The sequence below is a fragment of the Streptomyces sp. NPDC021020 genome (assembly GCF_044333285.1).
GTDB lineage: Bacteria > Actinomycetota > Actinomycetes > Streptomycetales > Streptomycetaceae > Actinacidiphila.
The window spans coordinates 37,644-55,828 of the sequence record NZ_JBIRQQ010000009.1 but is presented as its reverse complement, the minus strand read 5'-3'; the positions used below and the strand labels follow the sequence as shown (position 1 = coordinate 55,828).

The 18,185-nt window shown below is 73.3% G+C and carries 16 protein-coding genes; 9 read left to right on the top strand and 7 right to left on the bottom strand.

Annotated elements, in window-relative coordinates; genetic code table 11:
* Positions 1-114 precede the first annotated feature (114 nt).
* A complete protein-coding gene (locus ACH4SL_RS26305; protein ID WP_398449775.1) occupies positions 115-1,464 on the bottom strand; it encodes a class II 3-deoxy-7-phosphoheptulonate synthase in 1,350 nt (449 codons plus the stop codon).
* 194 nt (positions 1,465-1,658) lie between these two features.
* Here ACH4SL_RS26305 and ACH4SL_RS26300 point away from each other — a divergent pair, with 194 nt between their 5' ends.
* Positions 1,659-3,770, top strand: a complete 2,112-nt coding sequence (locus tag ACH4SL_RS26300; protein WP_398449773.1) for an N-acetylmuramoyl-L-alanine amidase — start codon at positions 1,659-1,661, stop codon at positions 3,768-3,770.
* A 190-nt stretch (positions 3,771-3,960) separates the two neighbouring features.
* On the top strand, positions 3,961-5,892 hold the full coding sequence (locus ACH4SL_RS26295; RefSeq protein ID WP_398449771.1) for an anthranilate synthase family protein: 1,932 nt from the start codon (positions 3,961-3,963) through the stop codon (positions 5,890-5,892).
* Positions 5,893-5,902: 10 nt separating this feature from the next.
* Here the strand turns inward: ACH4SL_RS26295 and ACH4SL_RS26290 are convergent, their stop codons facing one another.
* The 5 genes from ACH4SL_RS26290 to ACH4SL_RS26270 all read right to left on the bottom strand — a co-directional run bounded on the left by ACH4SL_RS26290 (position 5,903) and on the right by ACH4SL_RS26270 (position 10,517).
* Positions 5,903-6,544 (bottom strand): uridine kinase, encoded by a 642-nt coding sequence (locus tag ACH4SL_RS26290; RefSeq protein ID WP_398449769.1) that lies wholly within the window; start codon positions 6,542-6,544, stop codon positions 5,903-5,905.
* A 257-nt stretch (positions 6,545-6,801) separates the two neighbouring features.
* Positions 6,802-7,830, bottom strand: coding sequence for a 6-phosphofructokinase (locus ACH4SL_RS26285; RefSeq protein ID WP_398449767.1), 1,029 nt, complete (start codon positions 7,828-7,830; stop codon positions 6,802-6,804).
* Positions 7,831-7,899: 69 nt separating this feature from the next.
* Entirely contained in the window at positions 7,900-8,616 is a 717-nt protein-coding gene (locus ACH4SL_RS26280) for a response regulator (RefSeq protein ID WP_398449765.1), read from the bottom strand.
* On the bottom strand, positions 8,613-9,779 hold the full coding sequence (macS, locus tag ACH4SL_RS26275; RefSeq protein WP_398449763.1) for a MacS family sensor histidine kinase: 1,167 nt from the start codon (positions 9,777-9,779) through the stop codon (positions 8,613-8,615). The genes ACH4SL_RS26280 and macS overlap by 4 nt, the downstream gene beginning before the upstream one ends.
* Before the next feature lie 24 nt (positions 9,780-9,803).
* Complete coding sequence (locus ACH4SL_RS26270) at positions 9,804-10,517, bottom strand: lysophospholipid acyltransferase family protein (protein WP_398449761.1); 714 nt, start codon at positions 10,515-10,517, stop codon at positions 9,804-9,806.
* A 202-nt stretch (positions 10,518-10,719) separates the two neighbouring features.
* Here ACH4SL_RS26270 and ACH4SL_RS26265 point away from each other — a divergent pair, with 202 nt between their 5' ends.
* Both ACH4SL_RS26265 and ACH4SL_RS26260 read left to right on the top strand, forming a co-directional pair.
* A complete protein-coding gene (locus tag ACH4SL_RS26265) occupies positions 10,720-11,520 on the top strand; it encodes an alpha/beta hydrolase (RefSeq protein WP_398449759.1) in 801 nt (266 codons plus the stop codon).
* A complete protein-coding gene (locus ACH4SL_RS26260; RefSeq protein ID WP_398449757.1) occupies positions 11,513-12,088 on the top strand; it encodes a hypothetical protein in 576 nt (191 codons plus the stop codon). Before ACH4SL_RS26265 ends, ACH4SL_RS26260 begins: the two co-directional genes overlap by 8 nt.
* 19 nt (positions 12,089-12,107) lie before the next feature.
* Here ACH4SL_RS26260 and ACH4SL_RS26255 read toward each other — a convergent pair whose 3' ends face one another.
* Positions 12,108-13,904, bottom strand: a complete 1,797-nt coding sequence (locus ACH4SL_RS26255) for an AMP-dependent synthetase/ligase (protein WP_398449755.1) — start codon at positions 13,902-13,904, stop codon at positions 12,108-12,110.
* A gap of 234 nt (positions 13,905-14,138) precedes the next feature.
* On the opposite strand from ACH4SL_RS26255, the gene ACH4SL_RS26250 reads away from it, so the two are divergent.
* From ACH4SL_RS26250 to ACH4SL_RS26230, 5 genes are all read left to right on the top strand, one after another.
* Complete coding sequence (locus tag ACH4SL_RS26250; protein WP_398449753.1) at positions 14,139-14,900, top strand: metallophosphoesterase; 762 nt, start codon at positions 14,139-14,141, stop codon at positions 14,898-14,900.
* 100 nt (positions 14,901-15,000) lie between these two features.
* The gene (locus ACH4SL_RS26245) at positions 15,001-15,501 is read left to right on the top strand and encodes an SRPBCC family protein (protein ID WP_398449751.1); all 501 of its coding nucleotides are present in this window, start codon (positions 15,001-15,003) and stop codon (positions 15,499-15,501) included.
* The gene (locus ACH4SL_RS26240) at positions 15,501-16,679 is read left to right on the top strand and encodes an ArsA family ATPase (protein WP_398449749.1); all 1,179 of its coding nucleotides are present in this window, start codon (positions 15,501-15,503) and stop codon (positions 16,677-16,679) included. Before ACH4SL_RS26245 ends, ACH4SL_RS26240 begins: the two co-directional genes overlap by 1 nt.
* A gap of 107 nt (positions 16,680-16,786) precedes the next feature.
* Positions 16,787-17,185 (top strand): DUF5304 family protein, encoded by a 399-nt coding sequence (locus tag ACH4SL_RS26235; RefSeq protein WP_398449747.1) that lies wholly within the window; start codon positions 16,787-16,789, stop codon positions 17,183-17,185.
* 54 nt (positions 17,186-17,239) lie between these two features.
* Entirely contained in the window at positions 17,240-18,181 is a 942-nt protein-coding gene (locus tag ACH4SL_RS26230; protein WP_398449745.1) for an ROK family glucokinase, read from the top strand.
* The last annotated feature ends 4 nt before the right edge of the window (positions 18,182-18,185 follow it).

Here is an 18,185-nt window from a genome sequence, read left to right as displayed (position 1 = left end):
ATCAGGGTCCCGAGGAGCTGAGGTAACCCTTACCTTACCTGCGGCTCCCGGCGGAGAAAAGCGACAAGGGGCACGGATCACTGTGATCCGCGCCCCTTCCCGACAACCGGAGGGTTACTGCCCGCGGTACATCTCGGCCACGAGGAAGGCCAGGTCGAGCGACTGGCTGCGGTTGAGCCGCGGGTCGCACGCGGTCTCGTAGCGCTGGTGCAGGTCGTCGACGAAGATCTCGTCGCCGCCGCCGACGCACTCGGTCACGTCGTCGCCGGTCAGCTCGACGTGGATGCCGCCGGGGTGGGTGCCCAGGCCGTGGTGGACCTCGAAGAAGCCCTTGACCTCGTCGAGCACGTCGTCGAAGCGCCGGGTCTTGTGGCCGGAGGCGGCCTCGAAGGTGTTGCCGTGCATCGGGTCGCAGATCCAGGCGACCTGCGCGCCGGTCGCGGAGACCTTCTCCACCAGCTCCGGCAGCTTGTCGCGGACCTTGTCGGCACCCATCCGCACGATGAAGGTCAGCCGCCCCGGCTCGCGGTCGGGGTCGAGCCGCTCGATGTACGTGAGCGCCTCGGCCGGGGTGGTGCCGGGGCCGAGCTTGACGCCGAGCGGGTTGCTGATCTTCGACGCGAACTCGATGTGCGCGCCGTCCAGCTGCCGGGTGCGCTCGCCGATCCACACCATGTGGCCGGAGACGTCGTAGAGCTTGCCGGTGCGCGAGTCGGTGCGCGTCAGCGCCGTCTCGTAGTCCAGCAGCAGCGCCTCGTGCGAGGAGAAGAACTCGACGGTGCGGAATTCGGCCGGGTCGATGCCGCACGCGGCCATGAAGCTGAGCGCGTTGTCGATCTCGCGGGCGAGCGCCTCGTAGCGCTGGCCGGACGGCGAGGACTTCACGAAGTCCTGGTTCCAGGCGTGCACCTGGCGCAGGTCGGCGTAGCCCCCGGTGGTGAAGGCGCGTACCAGGTTCAGCGTGGACGCCGAGGCGTGGTACATCCGCTTGAGCCGCTCCGGGTCCGGCCTGCGGGACTCGGGGGTGAACTCGAAGCCGTTGACGGAGTCGCCGCGGTAGACGGGCAGCGTCACGCCGTCGCGGGTCTCGGTCGGCTTGGAGCGCGGCTTGCTGTACTGCCCGGCGATCCGGCCGACCTTCACGACCGGCACCGACGCGGCGTACGTGAGGACGGCTCCCATCTGGAGCAGCGTCTTGAGCTTGTTGCGGATCTGGTCGGCGCCGACCCCGTCGAAGGCCTCGGCGCAGTCCCCGCCCTGGAGGAGGAACGCCTCGCCCCGGGCGACAGCGCCGAGCCGGGAGCGCAGCTGGTCGCACTCCCCGGCGAAGACGAGCGGCGGATACGAGGCGAGCTCGGCGAGCACATCGCGCAGAGCCTCGGAGTCGGGCCACTCAGGCTGCTGCGCCGCGGGAAGAGCATGCCAGGTGTTGGCCCCGGCGTGGATGTCTGCGTTCACGGTCACAGGCACCACAGTACGGGGTCGGGTCCACCGGTTTTCCGCCCGCTCAGTGGGTGAGACATGCCGTCCGGGGAGCAGCCGGGAAAACGGACAAACCACTGATAACGTCATCGCGTTTCAGGCCCGCCGCCACCTGGCGCGGACTCCTCGGAAGGGCGTGTCCTGGCCGCACGCGGCAGAACCGAGAGGGCAGCAGGTTGACCAGCAGACACCGCACACGCATCACGTACGCGGTCCCCGGGGCGGGCGCCATGGCGCTCGTCACCGCCTTCGCGTACGGCACGCTCGCGCTCGCGACCCCGTCCGCCGCCGCTCCCCGCAGTCCCGCGGCGGCCGGCGGCGGGACCGCGCTCCAGGCGGACTTCGCCGCGGCCGCCGACGAGTTCCACGTACCGCAGAGCGTCCTGATGGCCGTCTCCTACCGCATGACGCTGTGGGATTCGCACCAGGGCCGGCCGAGCACCACCGGCAACTACAACGTGATGGGCCTGACCCAGGTCACGGCCGCCGATGTCGGGCAGCCGTCGGACGCCGACCGGCTGTCCCATCTGGACCAGAGCGGCGACCCGGCCGTCTCCCGGCACTTCAGCGCCTCCCGTGCGCTGCGCGGGAGGACGGCCGCGGTCGACACCTCGGCCCCGACGCTGCACACCCTGGACACCGCCGCGAAGCTCGTCGGCGTCCCGGCGGCCGAGGTGCGCTCCGACCCGCGGCAGAGCATCCGGGCCGGCGCCGCGCTGCTGGCGTCGTACGAGAAGGCCGCGGCGGGCTCGCTGCCGGCCGACCCGGGCCGCTGGTGGGCGGGGGTCGCGCGCTACAGCCAGTCGCCGGACAGGGACGGCGCCACGCAGTTCGCGCGGCGCGTCTTCGACACGGTCCGCTCCGGCGCCGTCCGGGTCACCGCGGACGGCCGGACGGTGACGCTGGCCGCCGTCCCCGACGTGCGGCCGGTGGAGCCCGCGGTGGTGCCGCCGGCCGCGGCCCCGGCGGACACGACTCCCGCGGCGACCCCCGCACCGGAGTGCCCGTCCGGGCTGGCCTGCACCTTCGTCCCCGCCGCCTACGCCAAGGCGGGCACGGCGGCGGACGACTTCGGCAACTACAACGTGTCCGACCGCCCGTCCAACGGCGAGGACATCCGCTATGTCGTCATCCACGACATGGAGGGCACCTTCCAGGGCAGCATCGACGAGTTCCAGAACCCCGCCGCCTACGCCAGCGCCCACTACATGGTCGCCGACGACGGCCGGGTCACCCAGATGGTGCAGCTCAAGGACGAGGCGTGGCACGCGGCGAACAAGACCGTCAACATGCATTCGGTCGCCGTGGAGCACGAGGGCTACGCGATCAAGACCGGTGACTGGTACACCGAGCAGGAGTACGACTCCTCGGCCACCCTGGTGAAATACGTGGCCCAGAAATACGGCATCCCGCTGGACCGCGAGCACATCATCGGCCACGACGAGGTGCCCGGTGTGCTCGACGCGAACGTGAAGTCCCAGCACTGGGACCCGGGCCCGTTCTGGGACTGGAACCACTACATGACGCTGCTGGGCGCCCCGGACGGCGCGGGCGGCGCGGGCGGCCCGCTGGCGGTGGGCCAACTGGTCCGCGTCGTCCCGCCGTACACGACCGACAACCAGCCGAAGCTGACCAACGGCGGCGCCGCGGTGCCCGCGCACCCGGCGAACTTCGTCTACCTCTACAAGACCCCCGCCACCACGGCGGCGCTGCCCACCGACCCGTACCTGGGCAGCGTGACGTGGAGCGAGGGCTCGAACTGGGCGGACAAGGTCCCGGCGGGCGGCGCCTACGTGGTCGCGGGCGTGCAGGGCGACTGGACGGCGATCTGGTACCAGGACCAGAAGCTGTGGTTCCACAACCCCGGCGGGCAGTACACCGCCGTGCTGCCGCCGACGCAGGTGGTCACGCCGAAGTCCGGCACCGTCCCGGTGTACGGCCGGGCCTACCCGGAGGACGCCGCGTACGCGGGCACGGGTGTGCCGGTGCAGGCGAGCAACTCGGCCTCGCTGACGAAGTACACGATCGCCGCCGGCCAGGCGTACGCGCAGGCGGGGCCGGAGAAGGCGGGCGACTACTGGTACGCGGGGACGTTCGCGGGCACCGCGGCCGGTGACCGCACGCTGGTGACGGGCACGAACCTCTTCTACCCGATCCGCTACAACCACCGCATCGCGTGGGTGCGCGCCTCCGACGTCACCCTCACCACCAGCGTCGGCCCGGTGTCCACGGCCGGCCGGCAGGTCGACAAACGCTCTCGCCTGACGGACGGGGCCCCGGTGCGCTAGGGTCGGGGCCCATGAACGCGTTTCAGACGGCCCCGACGTCCCGCCAGTCCTGGTGGTGGACCGCTTCTCCGGCGGCCCAGCTGAATCACGCGTAGGCAAGCACTTCGCGAAGGCCGCCCGCAGGGGCGGCCTTCGGCGTATCTCCGGCCGGTCGCCGCCCCTCCTCCCCGTCAAGGAAGGACCACCGACCGTGCCGCACACCCCTGAGAGCCCTGCCGCCGCCGCGCTCGTCGCGCGCCTGCTCACCCCCGGCCACCCGCCGTTCGCCCTGCTGCACCGCCGGGCGCCGGGGCGGCCCGAGGACGTCGTGGAGGTCCTGACCGGGCCCGTCACCACGGTCGCCGCGCTCGCCGACATCCCGCTGCCGGACGGGAGTCCGGCGGGCGGCGCCCGTACCGACGCGCTCGCGCTCGTGCCCTTCCGGCAGATCCGCGAGCGCGGCTTCGACGTCCGCGACGACGGCACCCCGCTGGCCGTGCTGATCCCCGAGCAGACCCACGAACTGCCGCTGGCCGAGCTGCTGGCGGCGCTGCCCGACGCCCCCGTCGAGGTGGCCGGCGGCGCCTTCGACACCTCCGACGAGGACTACGCGGCCATCGTGCGGCGGGTCATCGAGGACGAGATCGGCCGCGGCGAGGGCGCCAACTTCGTCATCCGCCGCACCTTCCGCGGCCGCGTCCCCGGCTACGGCCCGGCCGCCGCGCTGGCCCTCTTCGCCCGGCTGCTGCGCGGCGAGCGCGGCGCCTACTGGACGTACGTCGTGCACACCGGCGAGCGCACCCTCGTCGGCGCGAGCCCCGAGGTGCACGTGCGGATGTCCGGCCACACCGTCGTGATGAACCCCATCAGCGGCACCTACCGCTACCCCGCGCAGGGCCCCAGCTCCGAGGGCCTGCTGGACTTCCTCGCCGACCCCAAGGAGGCCGAGGAGCTGACGATGGTCGTCGACGAGGAGCTCAAGATGATGTGCACCGTCTGCGACCTGGGCGGCGTCGTGGTAGGCCCGCGGCTGAAGGAGATGGCGCACCTGGCGCACACCGAGTACGAGCTGCGCGGGCGCTCGACCATGGACGTCCGCGACGTGCTGCGCGAGACGATGTTCGCCGCGACCGTGACCGGCTCGCCCGTGCAGAACGCCTGCCGGGTCATCGAGCGCCACGAGGAGGGCGGCCGCGGCTACTACGCCGGCGCGCTCGCCCTCATCGGCCGCGACGCGGGCGGCGCGCAGACGCTGGACTCCCCCATCCTCATCCGCACCGCCGACATCTCCCCCGCGGGCGAGCTGCGGGTGCCGGTCGGGGCGACGCTGGTGCGGCACTCCCGCCCGGAGGCGGAGGTCGCCGAGACGCACGCCAAGGCGGCGGGCGTGCTCACCGCGCTGGGCGTGCGCCCGGCCCCCGCCCGCACGCCGGGCGCGCCCCGGCCGCGGCTGGCCGACGACATCCGGGTACGGGCCGCGCTGGACGCCCGCCGGGCGCACCTGGCGCCGTTCTGGCTGCGGATGCAGGACCGGCACCCCGAGCCCGCCGCGCACGCGCTGGTCGTCGACGCGGAGGACACCTTCACCTCGATGCTGGCCCACCTGCTGCGCTCCACCGGCCACGCGGTGACCGTGCGCCGCTACGACGAGCCGGGGCTGCGGGAGGCGGCCCTCGCGCACCCGGGCCCGGTCGTGCTCGGCCCCGGGCCCGGCGACCCGGCCGACACCGCCGACCCCAAGATGCGCTTCCTGCGCTCCCTGACCGCCGAGCTGGTGCGCGACCACCCGCACGGGCTGCTCGGGGTGTGCCTGGGCCACGAGCTGCTGGCCGCGGAGATGGGCCTTGACCTGGTGCGCAAGGACGAGCCCTTCCAGGGCGCGCAGCTCACGATCGACCTGTTCGGGCGCCGCGAGACGGTCGGCTTCTACAACTCCTTCACCGCGCGCTGCGACGGCACCGCGGCCGAGGAGCTGGCGATGCACCGCGTGGAGCTGAGCCGCGACCCGGTGACGGGCGACGTCCACGCGATGCGCGGGCCGGGCTTCGCCGGGGTGCAGTTCCACCCGGAGTCGGTGCTGACGCTGAACGGCGTGGAGCTCGCCGCCGGGCTGCTCGCGGGGGTGCTGGCGCCGGCGCGGTGAGCGGCGGCCGTCAGGCCGTCTCCCGGTAGCAGGCGGCGTCCACGGCCGAGTCGGCGAGCACCGGCTCGGCCAGCACCGGGCCGATGAGGGTCAGCACCTCGGCGATCATGGCGTACTCGTCGCAGGTGCCGTCCACCACCAGGTCGGCGAGCACACGGGACGGCGCGACGTGCGCGGCGTGCCGCTCCCGGCCGGTGGTCAGGTAGTTGAGCAGCGACACCCGGGGGTCCTGCCGCTGGACCTCGATCTTGCGCAGGATCTTCCGGGCCAGCCGGATGTCGTCGGGCGTGTCCACGTAGACGCGCCAGGCGGCCCGGGCGGACACCGCGGGCAGGGTGAGCGCGAAGAGGCCTTCGACCACGAGCAGGCGGTACCGCCCGGACCCGGTGGCGGTGTCGAGGGCGGACGCGACCGCGTCCTCGTCGATGGACCCCGGATGGTTCCAGTCCAGGGTCTCCGCGCCGGTGGCGCTGCGTGTCCGGACACCGCGCAGCAGATCGTGCGCGGGAACGTAGAAGTCGTCGAGATGGATCAGGCCGACGCTGTCGGGGTGGTGCCGCGCCAGCGCTTCGGCAAGGGTGGACTTGCCGGATGCGGTGCCGCCTGCGACCGCCAGTACGGGCGTCATGAGCCCGCTCGCCACACCCGTCATACCGGGCGCTCCTCAAGTGCTCAAAAGGGGGGAACGAAGCGGCCGGAACTAGGGCCTGTCGTCTGGATCTCCGCGGCGTCGCGTGCCCCGGTGCGCACATCTGCCGCGTTGTCGTCGGTCGACGACGCTCCGCGTCGCCTCCCTCCTCCGCCTTGCATCTGCACGCACCGGACCCCGCTCCTTCCTCCACGGAGATCCAGACGACAGGCCCAGCCGGGTGCAGGGAAGATAAATCAGAGGTGTCGTCCGCGGCAAGGTCAGCCGAAGAACACGCCCGCCTCGGCGTAGAGGGCGGGTTCCACGGTCTTGATCCGGGCGGTCGCGTCGCCGATCGGCACCCGTACGATGTCGGTGGCGCGCAGCGCGACCATCGTGCCGAAGTCGCCGTCCCGGACGGCGTCGACGGCGTGCAGTCCGAAGCGGGTGGCGAGCCAGCGGTCGAAGGCGCTGGGGGTGCCGCCGCGCTGGACGTGGCCGAGAACGGTGGTCCTGGCCTCCTTCCCGGTGCGCTTCTCGATCTGGGCGGCGAGCCACTCGCCGATACCGGACAGCCGGACGTGCCCGAAGGAGTCGAGGGTGCCGTCCTTGAGGACCATGTCGCCGTCGCGCGGCATGGCGCCCTCCGCGACGACCACGATGGGCGCGTAGCGGATCTTGAAACGGCTCTCGACCCAGCCGCACACCTGGTCGAGGTCGAAGCGGTGCTCGGGGATGAGGATCGCGTTGGCCCCGCCGGCCAGGCCGGAGTGCAGCGCGATCCAGCCCGCGTGCCGGCCCATGACCTCGACCACCAGGACCCGCATGTGCGACTCCGCGGTGGTGTGCAGCCGGTCGATGGCCTCGGTGGCGATGTTGACGGCGGTGTCGAAGCCGAAGGTGTAGTCGGTGGCCGACAGGTCGTTGTCGATGGTCTTGGGCACGCCGACGACCTTCAGGCCGGTCTCGGTGTGCAGCCGGGCGGCGACCCCGAGGGTGTCCTCGCCGCCGATGACGACGAGCGCGTCCACGCCCTCCGCCGCGAGTGTCTCCAGGACCCGGCGCGCCCCGCCCTCGACCTTGAGCGGGTTGGTGCGCGAGGAGCCGAGTATGGTGCCGCCGCGGGGCAGTATGCCGCGGACGGCCGGTATGTCGAGCCGTACGGTGTCCCCCTCCAGGGGGCCGCGCCAGCCGTCGCGGAAGCCGGTGAAGTCGTACCCGTACTCCTGGACGCCTTTGCGTACGATGCCGCGGATGACCGCGTTGAGGCCGGGGCAGTCTCCGCCGCCGGTCAGGACTCCGACTCGCATGGACATTTCCCTTCGTCGCAGGCCAGCTGTGCCGGAAGTGCAACTCCCGCCAAGCTAGCGTGACTTGGGTCACATGTCGCCGTCCGCGCAAGTCCCCCGATCGTCGTCGAGCCCGGCTTCGATCGCATACCGGACAAGCTCCACACGGTTGTGCAACTGGAGCTTTCCGAGCGTGTTCTGGACGTGGTTCTGCACCGTACGGTGCGAAATGACCAGGCGGGCGGCGATCTGCTTGTAGCTCAGCCCCTTCGCGACCAGCCGCAGCACCTCCGTCTCGCGCTCGGTCAGCCGCGGCGCGGCCGCGCCGTCCGCGGCGGCCGGCGGCGGGTCGGTGGCCAGCCGGCGGTATTCGCCCAGCACCAGCCCGGCCAGGCCGGGAGTGAAGACCGGGTCCCCCACCGCGGTCCTGCGCACCGCGGCCACCAGCTCCTCGCGGCCGGCCGACTTCAGCAGATAGCCGGTCGCCCCGGATTTGACCGCTTCCAGTACGTCCGCGTGCTCGCCGCTCGCCGACAGCACCAGCACCCGCACCGCCGGGTCGACCGCGAGGACCTCCTTGCAGACCCGCACACCGGACGCACCCGGCAGGTTGAGGTCCAACACCAGCACCTGCGGGCGGGCCGCCCGCGCACGGCGGATCGCCTCGGGCCCGTCGCCCGCGGTCGCCACCACCCGGAAGCCCGCCTCACCCAGGTCGCGGGCCACCGCCTCCCGCCACATCGGGTGGTCGTCCACCACCATCACCGTGACCTGCGACTGCTGCGCCGCCCCGTCCTCGGTCGTCATACCGCTCCCCCTCCGCTCGTACCGGCCTTCTGCCGCGCCTTCGGCAGCCGCAGCTCCACCTCGGTCCCCTCACCTGGCAGCGACAGCCACTGCGCACTGCCGCCCAGGTCGCGCAGCCGGCCGCGGATCGACTGGGCCGCCCCGAGCCGCCCCTCCGCCGCGGCCGCGTCGAGCCGCCCCTCGGGGATGCCGGGCCCGTCGTCCCGCACGGTCACCAGCACCGCGTCCGGCTCGTCCTCCACCAGGATCCACGCCCGTGCCCCCTGGCCGGCGTGCACCGCCACGTTGTCCAGCGCGGCCCCCACCGCCGCCGCCAGCTCCGCGCCCGCCGCCGGGTCCAGCGGCACGGGTGTGCCCGGCGCCGACAGCGTCACCCGGGCCGACGCGTACGGCGCGAGCAGCGCCCGCAGGTCCGCCGGTCCCGCCGGCTCCTCCCCGGCGCGCGGCGCGGGCACCGAGGCGCCGCTGATCAGGCCGCGCAGCGCCACCTCCTGCTCGCCCGCCATCCGCCCCAGCTCGGCGGCCTCGCCCCCGGCCTGGTCACCGCGCCGCTGGACCATCGCCAGCACCTGGAGCACCCCGTCGTGGATGTCCCGCGCGAGCCTTTCCCGCTCCCGGGTGGCCGCCTCGATCTGGAGCGCGCGGGCGAGCGTGCGCTCGCTGATCCGGGCCACCTCGACGACGTAGCCGATGCCGATGCTCGCGACCCACACCAGCAGGACGTTGCGCAGCGTGTCCCGCCCGGCGCCGCTGCCGCGCTCCACCAGGTCGGCGAGCGCCACCAGCGAGGACGCGACGGCGGCCCACCGCCACCCGCCCTTGACCGCGAAGGCCAGCACGGAGCCGGCCGTCCAGATCGACGGCAGCGTGAAGGCGCCCTCCTCGATCCGGGCGTGGGTGTCCACGACCACGGTGAGGAGTATCCCGCTGAGCGCGAGCGCCAGGTCGATCGCGAGGAAGCCGCGCGTGCAGCGCTCGGCCGAGCGCACCCGCCCCAGCGTGGCCAGCGTCCACACGCCGAGGACGGTCAGGTAGATCCCGCCGATCAGCGGGTGCTTCAGGTCGTCGTAGGCGTAGACGAAGACGGCGATCGCGTACCCGCACGTCAGCACCCGGTACGCCACCAGGGCCCGCCACAGCGGCCCCTCCACCGACATGCGCATGTGCTCCCCCCTCGGGGGGTGAGCCTAGCTTCCTGGCGTGGAGGCTTTCGCGGACTCCGCCAGCAGCCGCTTCGCGGCCGTCGCGTAGATGTCGACGTACTCCTGGCCCGAGAGCTTCATGATCTCGTACATGACCTCGTCCGTGATCGACCGCAGGATGAAGCGGTCGCCCTCCATCCCGTCGTAGCGGGAGAAGTCGAGCGGCTTGCCGATCCGGATGCCCGGCCGGATCGAGAGCTTCGGGACGACCTTGCCGACCGGCTGCACCTTCTCCGTGTCGATCATCGCCACCGGGATGACCGGCGCCCCGCTGGCCAGCGCGACCCGGGCCAGGCCGCCGGGCTTGCCCCGGTAGAGGCGGCCGTCCGGGGAGCGGGTGCCCTCGGGATAGATGCCGAACAGCTCGCCGCGGGCCAGGACGGCGACCCCGCTCTTGACGGCGGCCTCGCCCGCGCCGCGGGCGCCGGAGCGGTCGACGGGGAGCTGGCCGACGCCCTTGAAGAACGCGGCGGTGAGCTTGCCCTTGACGCCCGGCGAGTTGAAGTACTCCTCCTTGGCGATGAAGGTGACCTTGCGGTCGAGCACCGCCGGGAGGAAGAAGGAGTCCGAGAAGGACAGATGGTTGCTCGCGAGGATCGCCGGACCCTCGGCGGGGATGTGCTCGAGGCCCTCGACCCAGGGCCGGAAGGCCGCCTTGAGCGGCGAACCGATGGCGATCTTCATCGCGCCGTAGAACAACCCGGACCTCCTGTAGCCGTCGCACCGACCATAGCGCCACGGGGTGGCTACGGCTGGCCCTGACGGGGCTTACCGCCAGGTATCGCAGCCGCGTACGCTGAACGTCCGACCTCCGTGTACCTCGTGTACCCGGGTTCGCGGTTTCACGCCCGCGGAGCCCCCGGAAACACCCTCGGATCCCTCCAGAACAAGGAGCCCAGCGGTGCCGCTGCTGCCAGGAGCCGAACCGTACCGCCACGACGGCGGAGCGACCGGCGTGCTGCTCTGTCACGGTTTCACCGGCTCGCCGCAGTCGCTGCGCCCGTGGGCCGGACATCTGGCCGACCGCGGCCTGACGGTGTCGGTGCCGCTGCTGCCGGGCCACGGCACCCGGTGGCAGGACATGGCGATGACCGGCTGGCAGGACTGGTACGCCGAGGTGGAGCGCGAACTGCTCGCGCTGGGCGACCGCTGCTCGCAGGTCTTCGTCGGCGGACTGTCGATGGGCGGCACGCTCGCGCTGCGGCTCGCGGCCAAGCACGGCACGGCGATCAGCGGCCTGGTGCTGGTCAACCCGTCGGTGAAGGCCGACAGCCCGACGCTGCGGGCGGCGGGGCTGCTGCGGCACGCGGTGCCGTCGGTCAAGGGCATCGCGAGCGACATCGCGCGCGCGGGCGTCACCGAGACCGGCTACGACCGTACGCCGCTGAACGCGGTGCACTCGCTGACCAGGTTCTGGCCGCTGGTCCGCGCCGGGCTGCCGCAGGTGACGCAGCCGCTGCTGCTGCTGCACAGCCGGGTGGACCACGTGGTGGACCCGTCGAACTCGGCGGTCGTGCTCAGCTCGGTGTCGTCCACCGACGTCACGGAGGTCCACCTGGAGGACAGCTTCCACGTGGCCACCCTGGACAACGACGCGGAGCGGATCTTCGCGGAGTCGTACGCCTTCGTCGAGCGCCTCTCCGCGGCGGAGGCCGCGGACGGGGTGGGCGGCGCACTGAAGGAGGGCACGGCCGGTGGCTGACCGCGAGGACGAGGGCACCGCTCCGCACGAGGAGGAGCCGCCGCGCCCGGACACCCCGCTGGACGAGGAGGCGGTCTGGGCCGCGCTCGTCGCGGGCTACGACGAGGAGCCGGAGCCCGGCACCGTGGCCTGGCCGGAGGCGGAGAACGTCCCGCCGGCGAAAGCGGCCGCCGCCGCGGAGGCCGAGCCGGAGCCGGGTCCCGACGCGACCGACCCGGCGGCGGTGAGCACCGTGCCGCCGCCGTCCGACCGGACGATCGTGATCCACCCGGTGATCCGCGGGCCGCGCGACTACGAGGTGCCCGACGACGAGGAGGACGCGCATTTCGTGCCGCCCGAGCCGCCGCCGCTGCCGGAGGCGGACGTCACGACGAAGTTCGCCTGGATCGCGGTGCTGGGCGGGCCGCTGCTGCTGCTCGCGTTCGTGCTCCTCCAGATCGAGATGACCTGGTGGGCGGCGACGGTGGGCATCGGCGGCTTCCTGGGCGGCTTCGCCACGCTGGTGGCGCGGATGCGCACGGGCGAGGACGAGGACGACGACGACCCGGGGCGCGGCGCGGTCGTCTGAGCCGGGCTCCCCCCTGGCCTCAGCGGGCGTACAGCGCCTCGACCTCGGCGGCGTAGTCGGCGAGCACGACCGAGCGCTTGAGCTTCAGCGACGGCGTCAGGTGCCCGGACTCCTCGGTGAACTGCCCCGGCAGGATGCGGAACTTGCGCACCGACTCGGCGCGCGAGACCGCCGCGTTGCCCTCGTCGACGGCCTGCTGCACGGCGGCCAGCAGATCCGGGTCGTCGGCGAGTTCGGCAACCGTGCGGCCGGCCTTGCCGTGCTGCTCGGCCCAGCGCGGCAGGAATTCCTCGTCGAGGGTGACGAGCGCGCCGACGAAGGGGCGGGCGTCGCCGACGACCATGCACTCGGCGACGAGCGCGTGCGCCCGGATCCGGTCCTCGATCACCGCGGGGGCGACGTTCTTGCCGCCCGCGGTGACGATGATCTCCTTCTTGCGGCCGGTGATCGTGAGGTAGCCGTCCTCGTCGAGGGTGCCGAGGTCGCCGGTGTGGAACCAGCCGTCGCCCATCGCCTCGGCGGTGGCCGGCTCGTTGTTCCAGTACCCGGCGAAGAGGTGCTCGCCGTAGAGCAGCACCTCGCCGTCGTCGGAGATGCGGATGGTGGAGCCGGGCAGCGGCTGGCCGACGGTGCCCATCTTCGGGCGGTCCCACGGGTTGAAGGCGGTGGCCGCACAGGACTCGGTCAGGCCGTAGCCCTCCAGCACGGTAAAGCCGATGCCGCGGTAGAAGTGGCCGAGCCGCTCGCCGAGCGGGGCGCCGCCGGAGATGGCGTGCGTGGCCCGGCCGCCGAGCACCGCGCGCAGCTTGGCGTAGACGAGCCGGTCGAAGACCTTGTGCGCCGTGCGCAGCCGCAGCGACGGGCCGCCCGGGGTGTCCAGGGCGCGGCTGTACGCGACGGCGGTGGCGGCGGCGCGGTCGAAGATCCGCCCCTTGCCGCCGGCCTGCGCGGTGGCCCGTGCGGTGTTGTAGACCTTCTCGAAGACCCGCGGCACCCCGAGGATCAGGGTGGGCCGGAAGCCCTGGAGGTCGTCGGTGAGGTTCTTGACGTCGGGGACGTGGCCGAGCCGGATCGGCGCCATGACGGCGGCGACCTCGGCGAGCCGCCCCAGCACGTGCGCGAGCGGCAGGAAGAGCAGGATCGAGGACTCGCCGGTGCGGAAGAGCGGGGCGAGGCGCTCCAGGACGTTGCCGCACTCGGCGAAGAAGCTGCGGTGGCTGAGCACGCAGCCCTTGGGGCGGCCGGTGGTGCCGGAGGTGTAGACGATCGTCGCGGGCGAGTCGGCGTTGGCGCCCGCGCCGCGCTCGTCCAGGACGGCGTCGGAGACCCCGGTGCCCGCGGCCGCGAGCGCCTCGACGGCGCCGGTGTCGATCCGCCACACGTGCTTGAGCAGCGGCAGCCGCTCGCGTACGGACTCCACGGCGCGCTCGTGCGCGTCCGACTCGACGACGACGGCGACCGCCCCGGAGTCGGCGAGGATCCACTCGATCTGCTCGGGCGAGGACGTCTCGTAGACCGGCACCGTGACCGCGCCCGCGCTCCACACCGCGAAGTCCAGCAGCGTCCACTCGTAGCGGGTGCGGGACATCAGGGCGACCCGGTCGCCGGGCTGCACGCCCTCGGCGACCAGGCCGCGGGCGGCGGAGCGCACCTCGGCGAGGAAGGCGCTCGCGGTGACGTCCTGCCAGTGGCCGGCGGGATCCTTGCGGCCGAGGACGGGCGTGTCCGGGTACTGGACGGCGTTGCGGCGGATCAGATCCGTCAGGTTGCCGTCGGCGGGGACCTCGTACAGGGCCGGAAGGCTGAACTCACGCAAGGCGGCTGCTCCTCATCGGTGCCACGGCGCACCCGGAGGGAAAGGCGGGGGGACCTCTTGGACGTTACCCATCGGTAAAGCTCCGGCGGTAGGGGGCGCACGGGAGATGTTCCCAGCGTCACACGCGCCTGCCGGCGTGGGTGGGCCGACGCCGGAAGAGTAGTCCAGCCGGTGGCGGATCCGCAGGTGGACGGTGGTCCGGGGGCGCGCGGGGCGGCGCTATAAGCTGGGATCATGCGGGTGCATGTAGTGAGCGACGTCCATGGCGCGACGGAGGCGCTGGCCCGCGCCGGGGAGGGCGCGGACGCGCTGGTCTGCCTCGGCGACCTGATCCTCTTCCTCGACTACGCCGACCACGCGCGGGGCATCTTCCCCGACCTCTTCGGCGTCGAGAACGCCGACCGCATGGTCGAGCTGCGCACCGCCCGCCGCTTCGACGAGGCGCGGCAGCTGGACGCGCGGCTGTGGGCGGGCATCGACCGCCGGGCCGCGATCGAGAGCGCGGTGCGCAGGCAGTACGCCGAGCTGTTCGCCGCCTTCCCCACCCCGACCTACGCCACGTACGGCAACGTCGACATCCCCGGCCTGTGGCCGGAGTACGCCGGCCCCGGCACGACCGTGCTGGACGGCGCGACGGTGGAGCTGGGCGGCCTGGTCTTCGGCTTCGTCGGCGGCGGCCTGCGCACCTCGATGCGCACCCCGTACGAGATCGGCGAGGAGGAGTACGCCGCCAAGGTCGCCGCGCTCGGCAAGGTCGACGTGCTGTGCTCCCACATCCCGCCGGCGCTTCCCGAGCTGTGCTACGACACCGTCGCGCGCCGCTTCGAGCGCGGCAGCGAGGCCTTGCTGGACGCGGTGCGCGGCGTGCAGCCGAAATACGCGCTCTTCGGCCACGTCCACCAGCCGCTGCTGGCCCGCACCCGGATCGGGCGCACCGAGTGCGTCAACGTCGGCCACTTCAACCACACGCGTAAGCCGTGGGTCCTGGAGTGGTGAGGCGGCCCGCTCGCCGGGGGCGGCGCGCGCGGTCCGCTCCCACCTGGGCGCGGTAGCCTTCGGAGGCATCCTGCACCAGTAGTCCTGGAGGACCACGGCGATGGCGGAACACACACGGTCGAGCATCACGATCGAGGCGGCGCCGGCCGCTGTCATGGGCGTCATCGCCGACTTCGACCGCTACCCGGAGTGGACCGGCGAGGTCAAGGAGGCCCAGGTCCTCGCGCGGGACGCGCAGGGGCGCGCCGAGCAGGTGCGGCTGCTGCTCGACGCGGGCGCCATCAAGGACGACCACACCCTCGCCTACACCTGGGTGAGCGCCGACGAGGTGCACTGGTCGCTGGTCAAGTCGCAGATGCTGCGCACCCTCGACGGCTCCTACGCGCTCGTGCCGCTCGACGGCGGCCGGCGCACCGAGGTCACCTACCAGCTCACCGTGGACGTCAAGATCCCCATGCTGGGCATGATCAAGCGCAAGGCCGAGAAGGTCATCATCGACCGGGCGCTGGCCGGGCTGAAGAAGCGGGTCGAGTCGGGCGAGGCCGGGGCCGGGGCCGCCGGGCTCGGCAAGGGTGCCGCCGGCACCGAGACCGCGGGCTGATGCCCGCGGAAGGCGTCCGCACGCTGCTGGTCACCGGCGGCGGAGGGGCGGGCCGCACCGCGGTCGCCGCCGCGACGGCCGCCGCGGCCGCCCGGGGCGGGACCCGCACGCTGCTGCTGACCGGCGACCGCACCGCGGCCGCGGCCCTCGACGGGACGGTGCCGGATCTGGCGGTACGCCGCACGGACCCCGGCGGGGCCTTCCAGGACGCGCTGCTCGACCTCCAGTCCCGCGGCGGCACCCTGCTCGCGCTGCTGGGCGCCGCGCCGCTGGACCCGGAGGAGCTGACACCGCTGCCGGGCGCGGAGGCACTGGCGCTGCTGCGGGCCGTACGGGCGGCGCAGGGGGCGGGGTGGGGGCTCGTCGTCGTCGACCTGCCGCCGGTGCGGGAGGCCGTGACGCTGCTCGCGCTCCCCGGGCAACTGCGCCGCTACCTCGCCCGGCTGCTGCCCGCCGACCGGCAGGCCGCCCGCGCACTGCGCCCGGTGCTGGCCCAGCTCGCGGGGGTGCCGATGCCCGCGGAGTGGGCGTACGACGCCGCGGCCCGCGCGGACCGCGAACTCGCCGCCGTCCAGGCCGTCATCGACGCGCCGGGCACGTCCGTGACGGTGGTCGTCGAGCCCTCCGGTCACGGCGCGGAGGCGCTGCGCACGGCCCGTACGGGCCTGGCCCTGCACGGCCTCGGCCCCGCGTCGGTCGCCGTCAACCGGCTGCTGCCCGCGAGCGCCGCCGACCCCTTCACGGCCGCCCTCGCGACCGCGCAGCACGACCGGCTCAAGGACTTCGCGGAGGCCTGCGCGGCCGACGGCACGCCGCTGCACGAACTGCCGCACCTGGGGCGCGAGGCGGAGCTGCCGGAGGGGGCGCTGGCGCTGGCGTCACCAATCGACATCCGCCCTTACAAGGCGGCGCTCGACGGTACGGGCGAGCCCTGGAGCGTCCTCGACCGGCTCGCCGAGGACGGGTACCTGGAGTGGGCGCTGCCGCTGCCCGGCGCGGGCAAGGACGGGCTGGACCTGGTGCGGCGCGGGGACGAACTCGTCGTCGACGCCGAGGGTTTCCGCCGCATCATGCCGCTGCCGTCCGCGCTGCGGCGCTGCACGGTGCAGGGCGCGGCCCTGCGGGACGGCGTGCTGCGGGTGCGGTTCACGCCCGACCCGGGCCTCTGGCCGCGCTGACCGCGCTGATCGCACAGTCGCTCGCTGACACCGGCCGTCCCGCCGGGCGTTCGGGTACCGTCGAGGAGGGAGGCGGCCCGAGCGCGGCGCCCCGTTGGGAGACCGTCATGAGCGAGGCCACCGACCGTCCGGACCCCGACGCGTGGGCCAAGGCCAGCGCGGAGGACATCGCGGGCGAGCACGCCCGGCGCCGCGAGGAGGCGGGCCAGGGCAGCGCGGCGGAGGAGCTGCGGCGCCTCGCCGAGGCGGTCGGCGACGCGGTGGGTGAGCGGCTGGCCGCGCTGCGCAACCCCGCGGTGCAGCTCGCGGCGCAGGGGATGCTCTCCCAAGTGCGTTCTGTTGTCGAACCCATCAAGGAGCGGAATCCCGACGTCTTCGACCACCTCGCGGCCGCGGGGGCCGAACTGCTGGCGGCATACCGGTCCGCGGTGGCCGGAGCGGAGTCCCGCTGGACCTCCGGCGAGGGGTCCGCGCGTTCAACCGCTGAACACATCGACCTCGACTGACCCCCTCTCCGGTACGGTTCTCTTAGCGGGGAACGACCGAAAACTGAGGGACACATGGGACTCACCATCGGCGTCGACATCGGCGGCACCAAGATCGCGGCCGGCGTGGTCGACGAGGAAGGCTCGATCCTTGAGACCGTCAAGGTGCCGACGCCGCCGACTCCCGAAGGCGTCGTCGACGCGATCGTCGAGACGGTTCGCCAGGTCAGCACCGGTCACTCGATCGAGGCCGTCGGCATCGGCGCCGCCGGTTACGTCGACGACAAGCGCGCCACCGTGCTCTTCGCGCCGAACATCAACTGGCGTCACGAAGCACTCAAGGACAAGGTCGAGCAGCGCGTCGGACTCCCGGTCGTCGTGGAGAACGACGCCAACGCGGCCGCGTGGGGCGAGTACCGCTTCGGCGCGGGACAGGGCCATTCCGACGTGATCTGCATCACGCTCGGCACGGGCCTGGGCGGCGGCATCATCATCGGCAACAAGCTGCGCCGCGGCCGTTTCGGCGTCGCCGCCGAGTTCGGCCACATCCGCGTGGTGCCGGACGGGCTGCTGTGCGGCTGCGGCAGCCAGGGCTGCTGGGAGCAGTACGCGTCCGGCCGCGCCCTCGTCCGCTACGCCAAGCAGCGCGCCAACGCCACCCCGGAGAACGCCGAGGCCCTGCTCGCGCTGGGCGACGGCACCGTGGACGGCATCGAGGGCCGGCACATCAGCGCCGCGGCCCGGCAGGGCGACCCGGTCGCGGTCGACTCCTTCCGGGAGCTGGCCCGCTGGGCGGGCGCGGGCCTGGCCGACCTGGCCTCGCTCTTCGACCCGTCCGCCTTCATCGTCGGCGGCGGCGTGTCGGACGAGGGCGAGCTGGTCCTCGACCCGATCCGCAAGTCCTTCCGGCGCTGGCTCATCGGCGGCGACTGGCGCCCGCACGCGCAGGTGCTCGCCGCGCAACTCGGCGGCACGGCCGGGCTGGTCGGCGCCGCCGACCTCGCGCGGCAGGGATGAGACT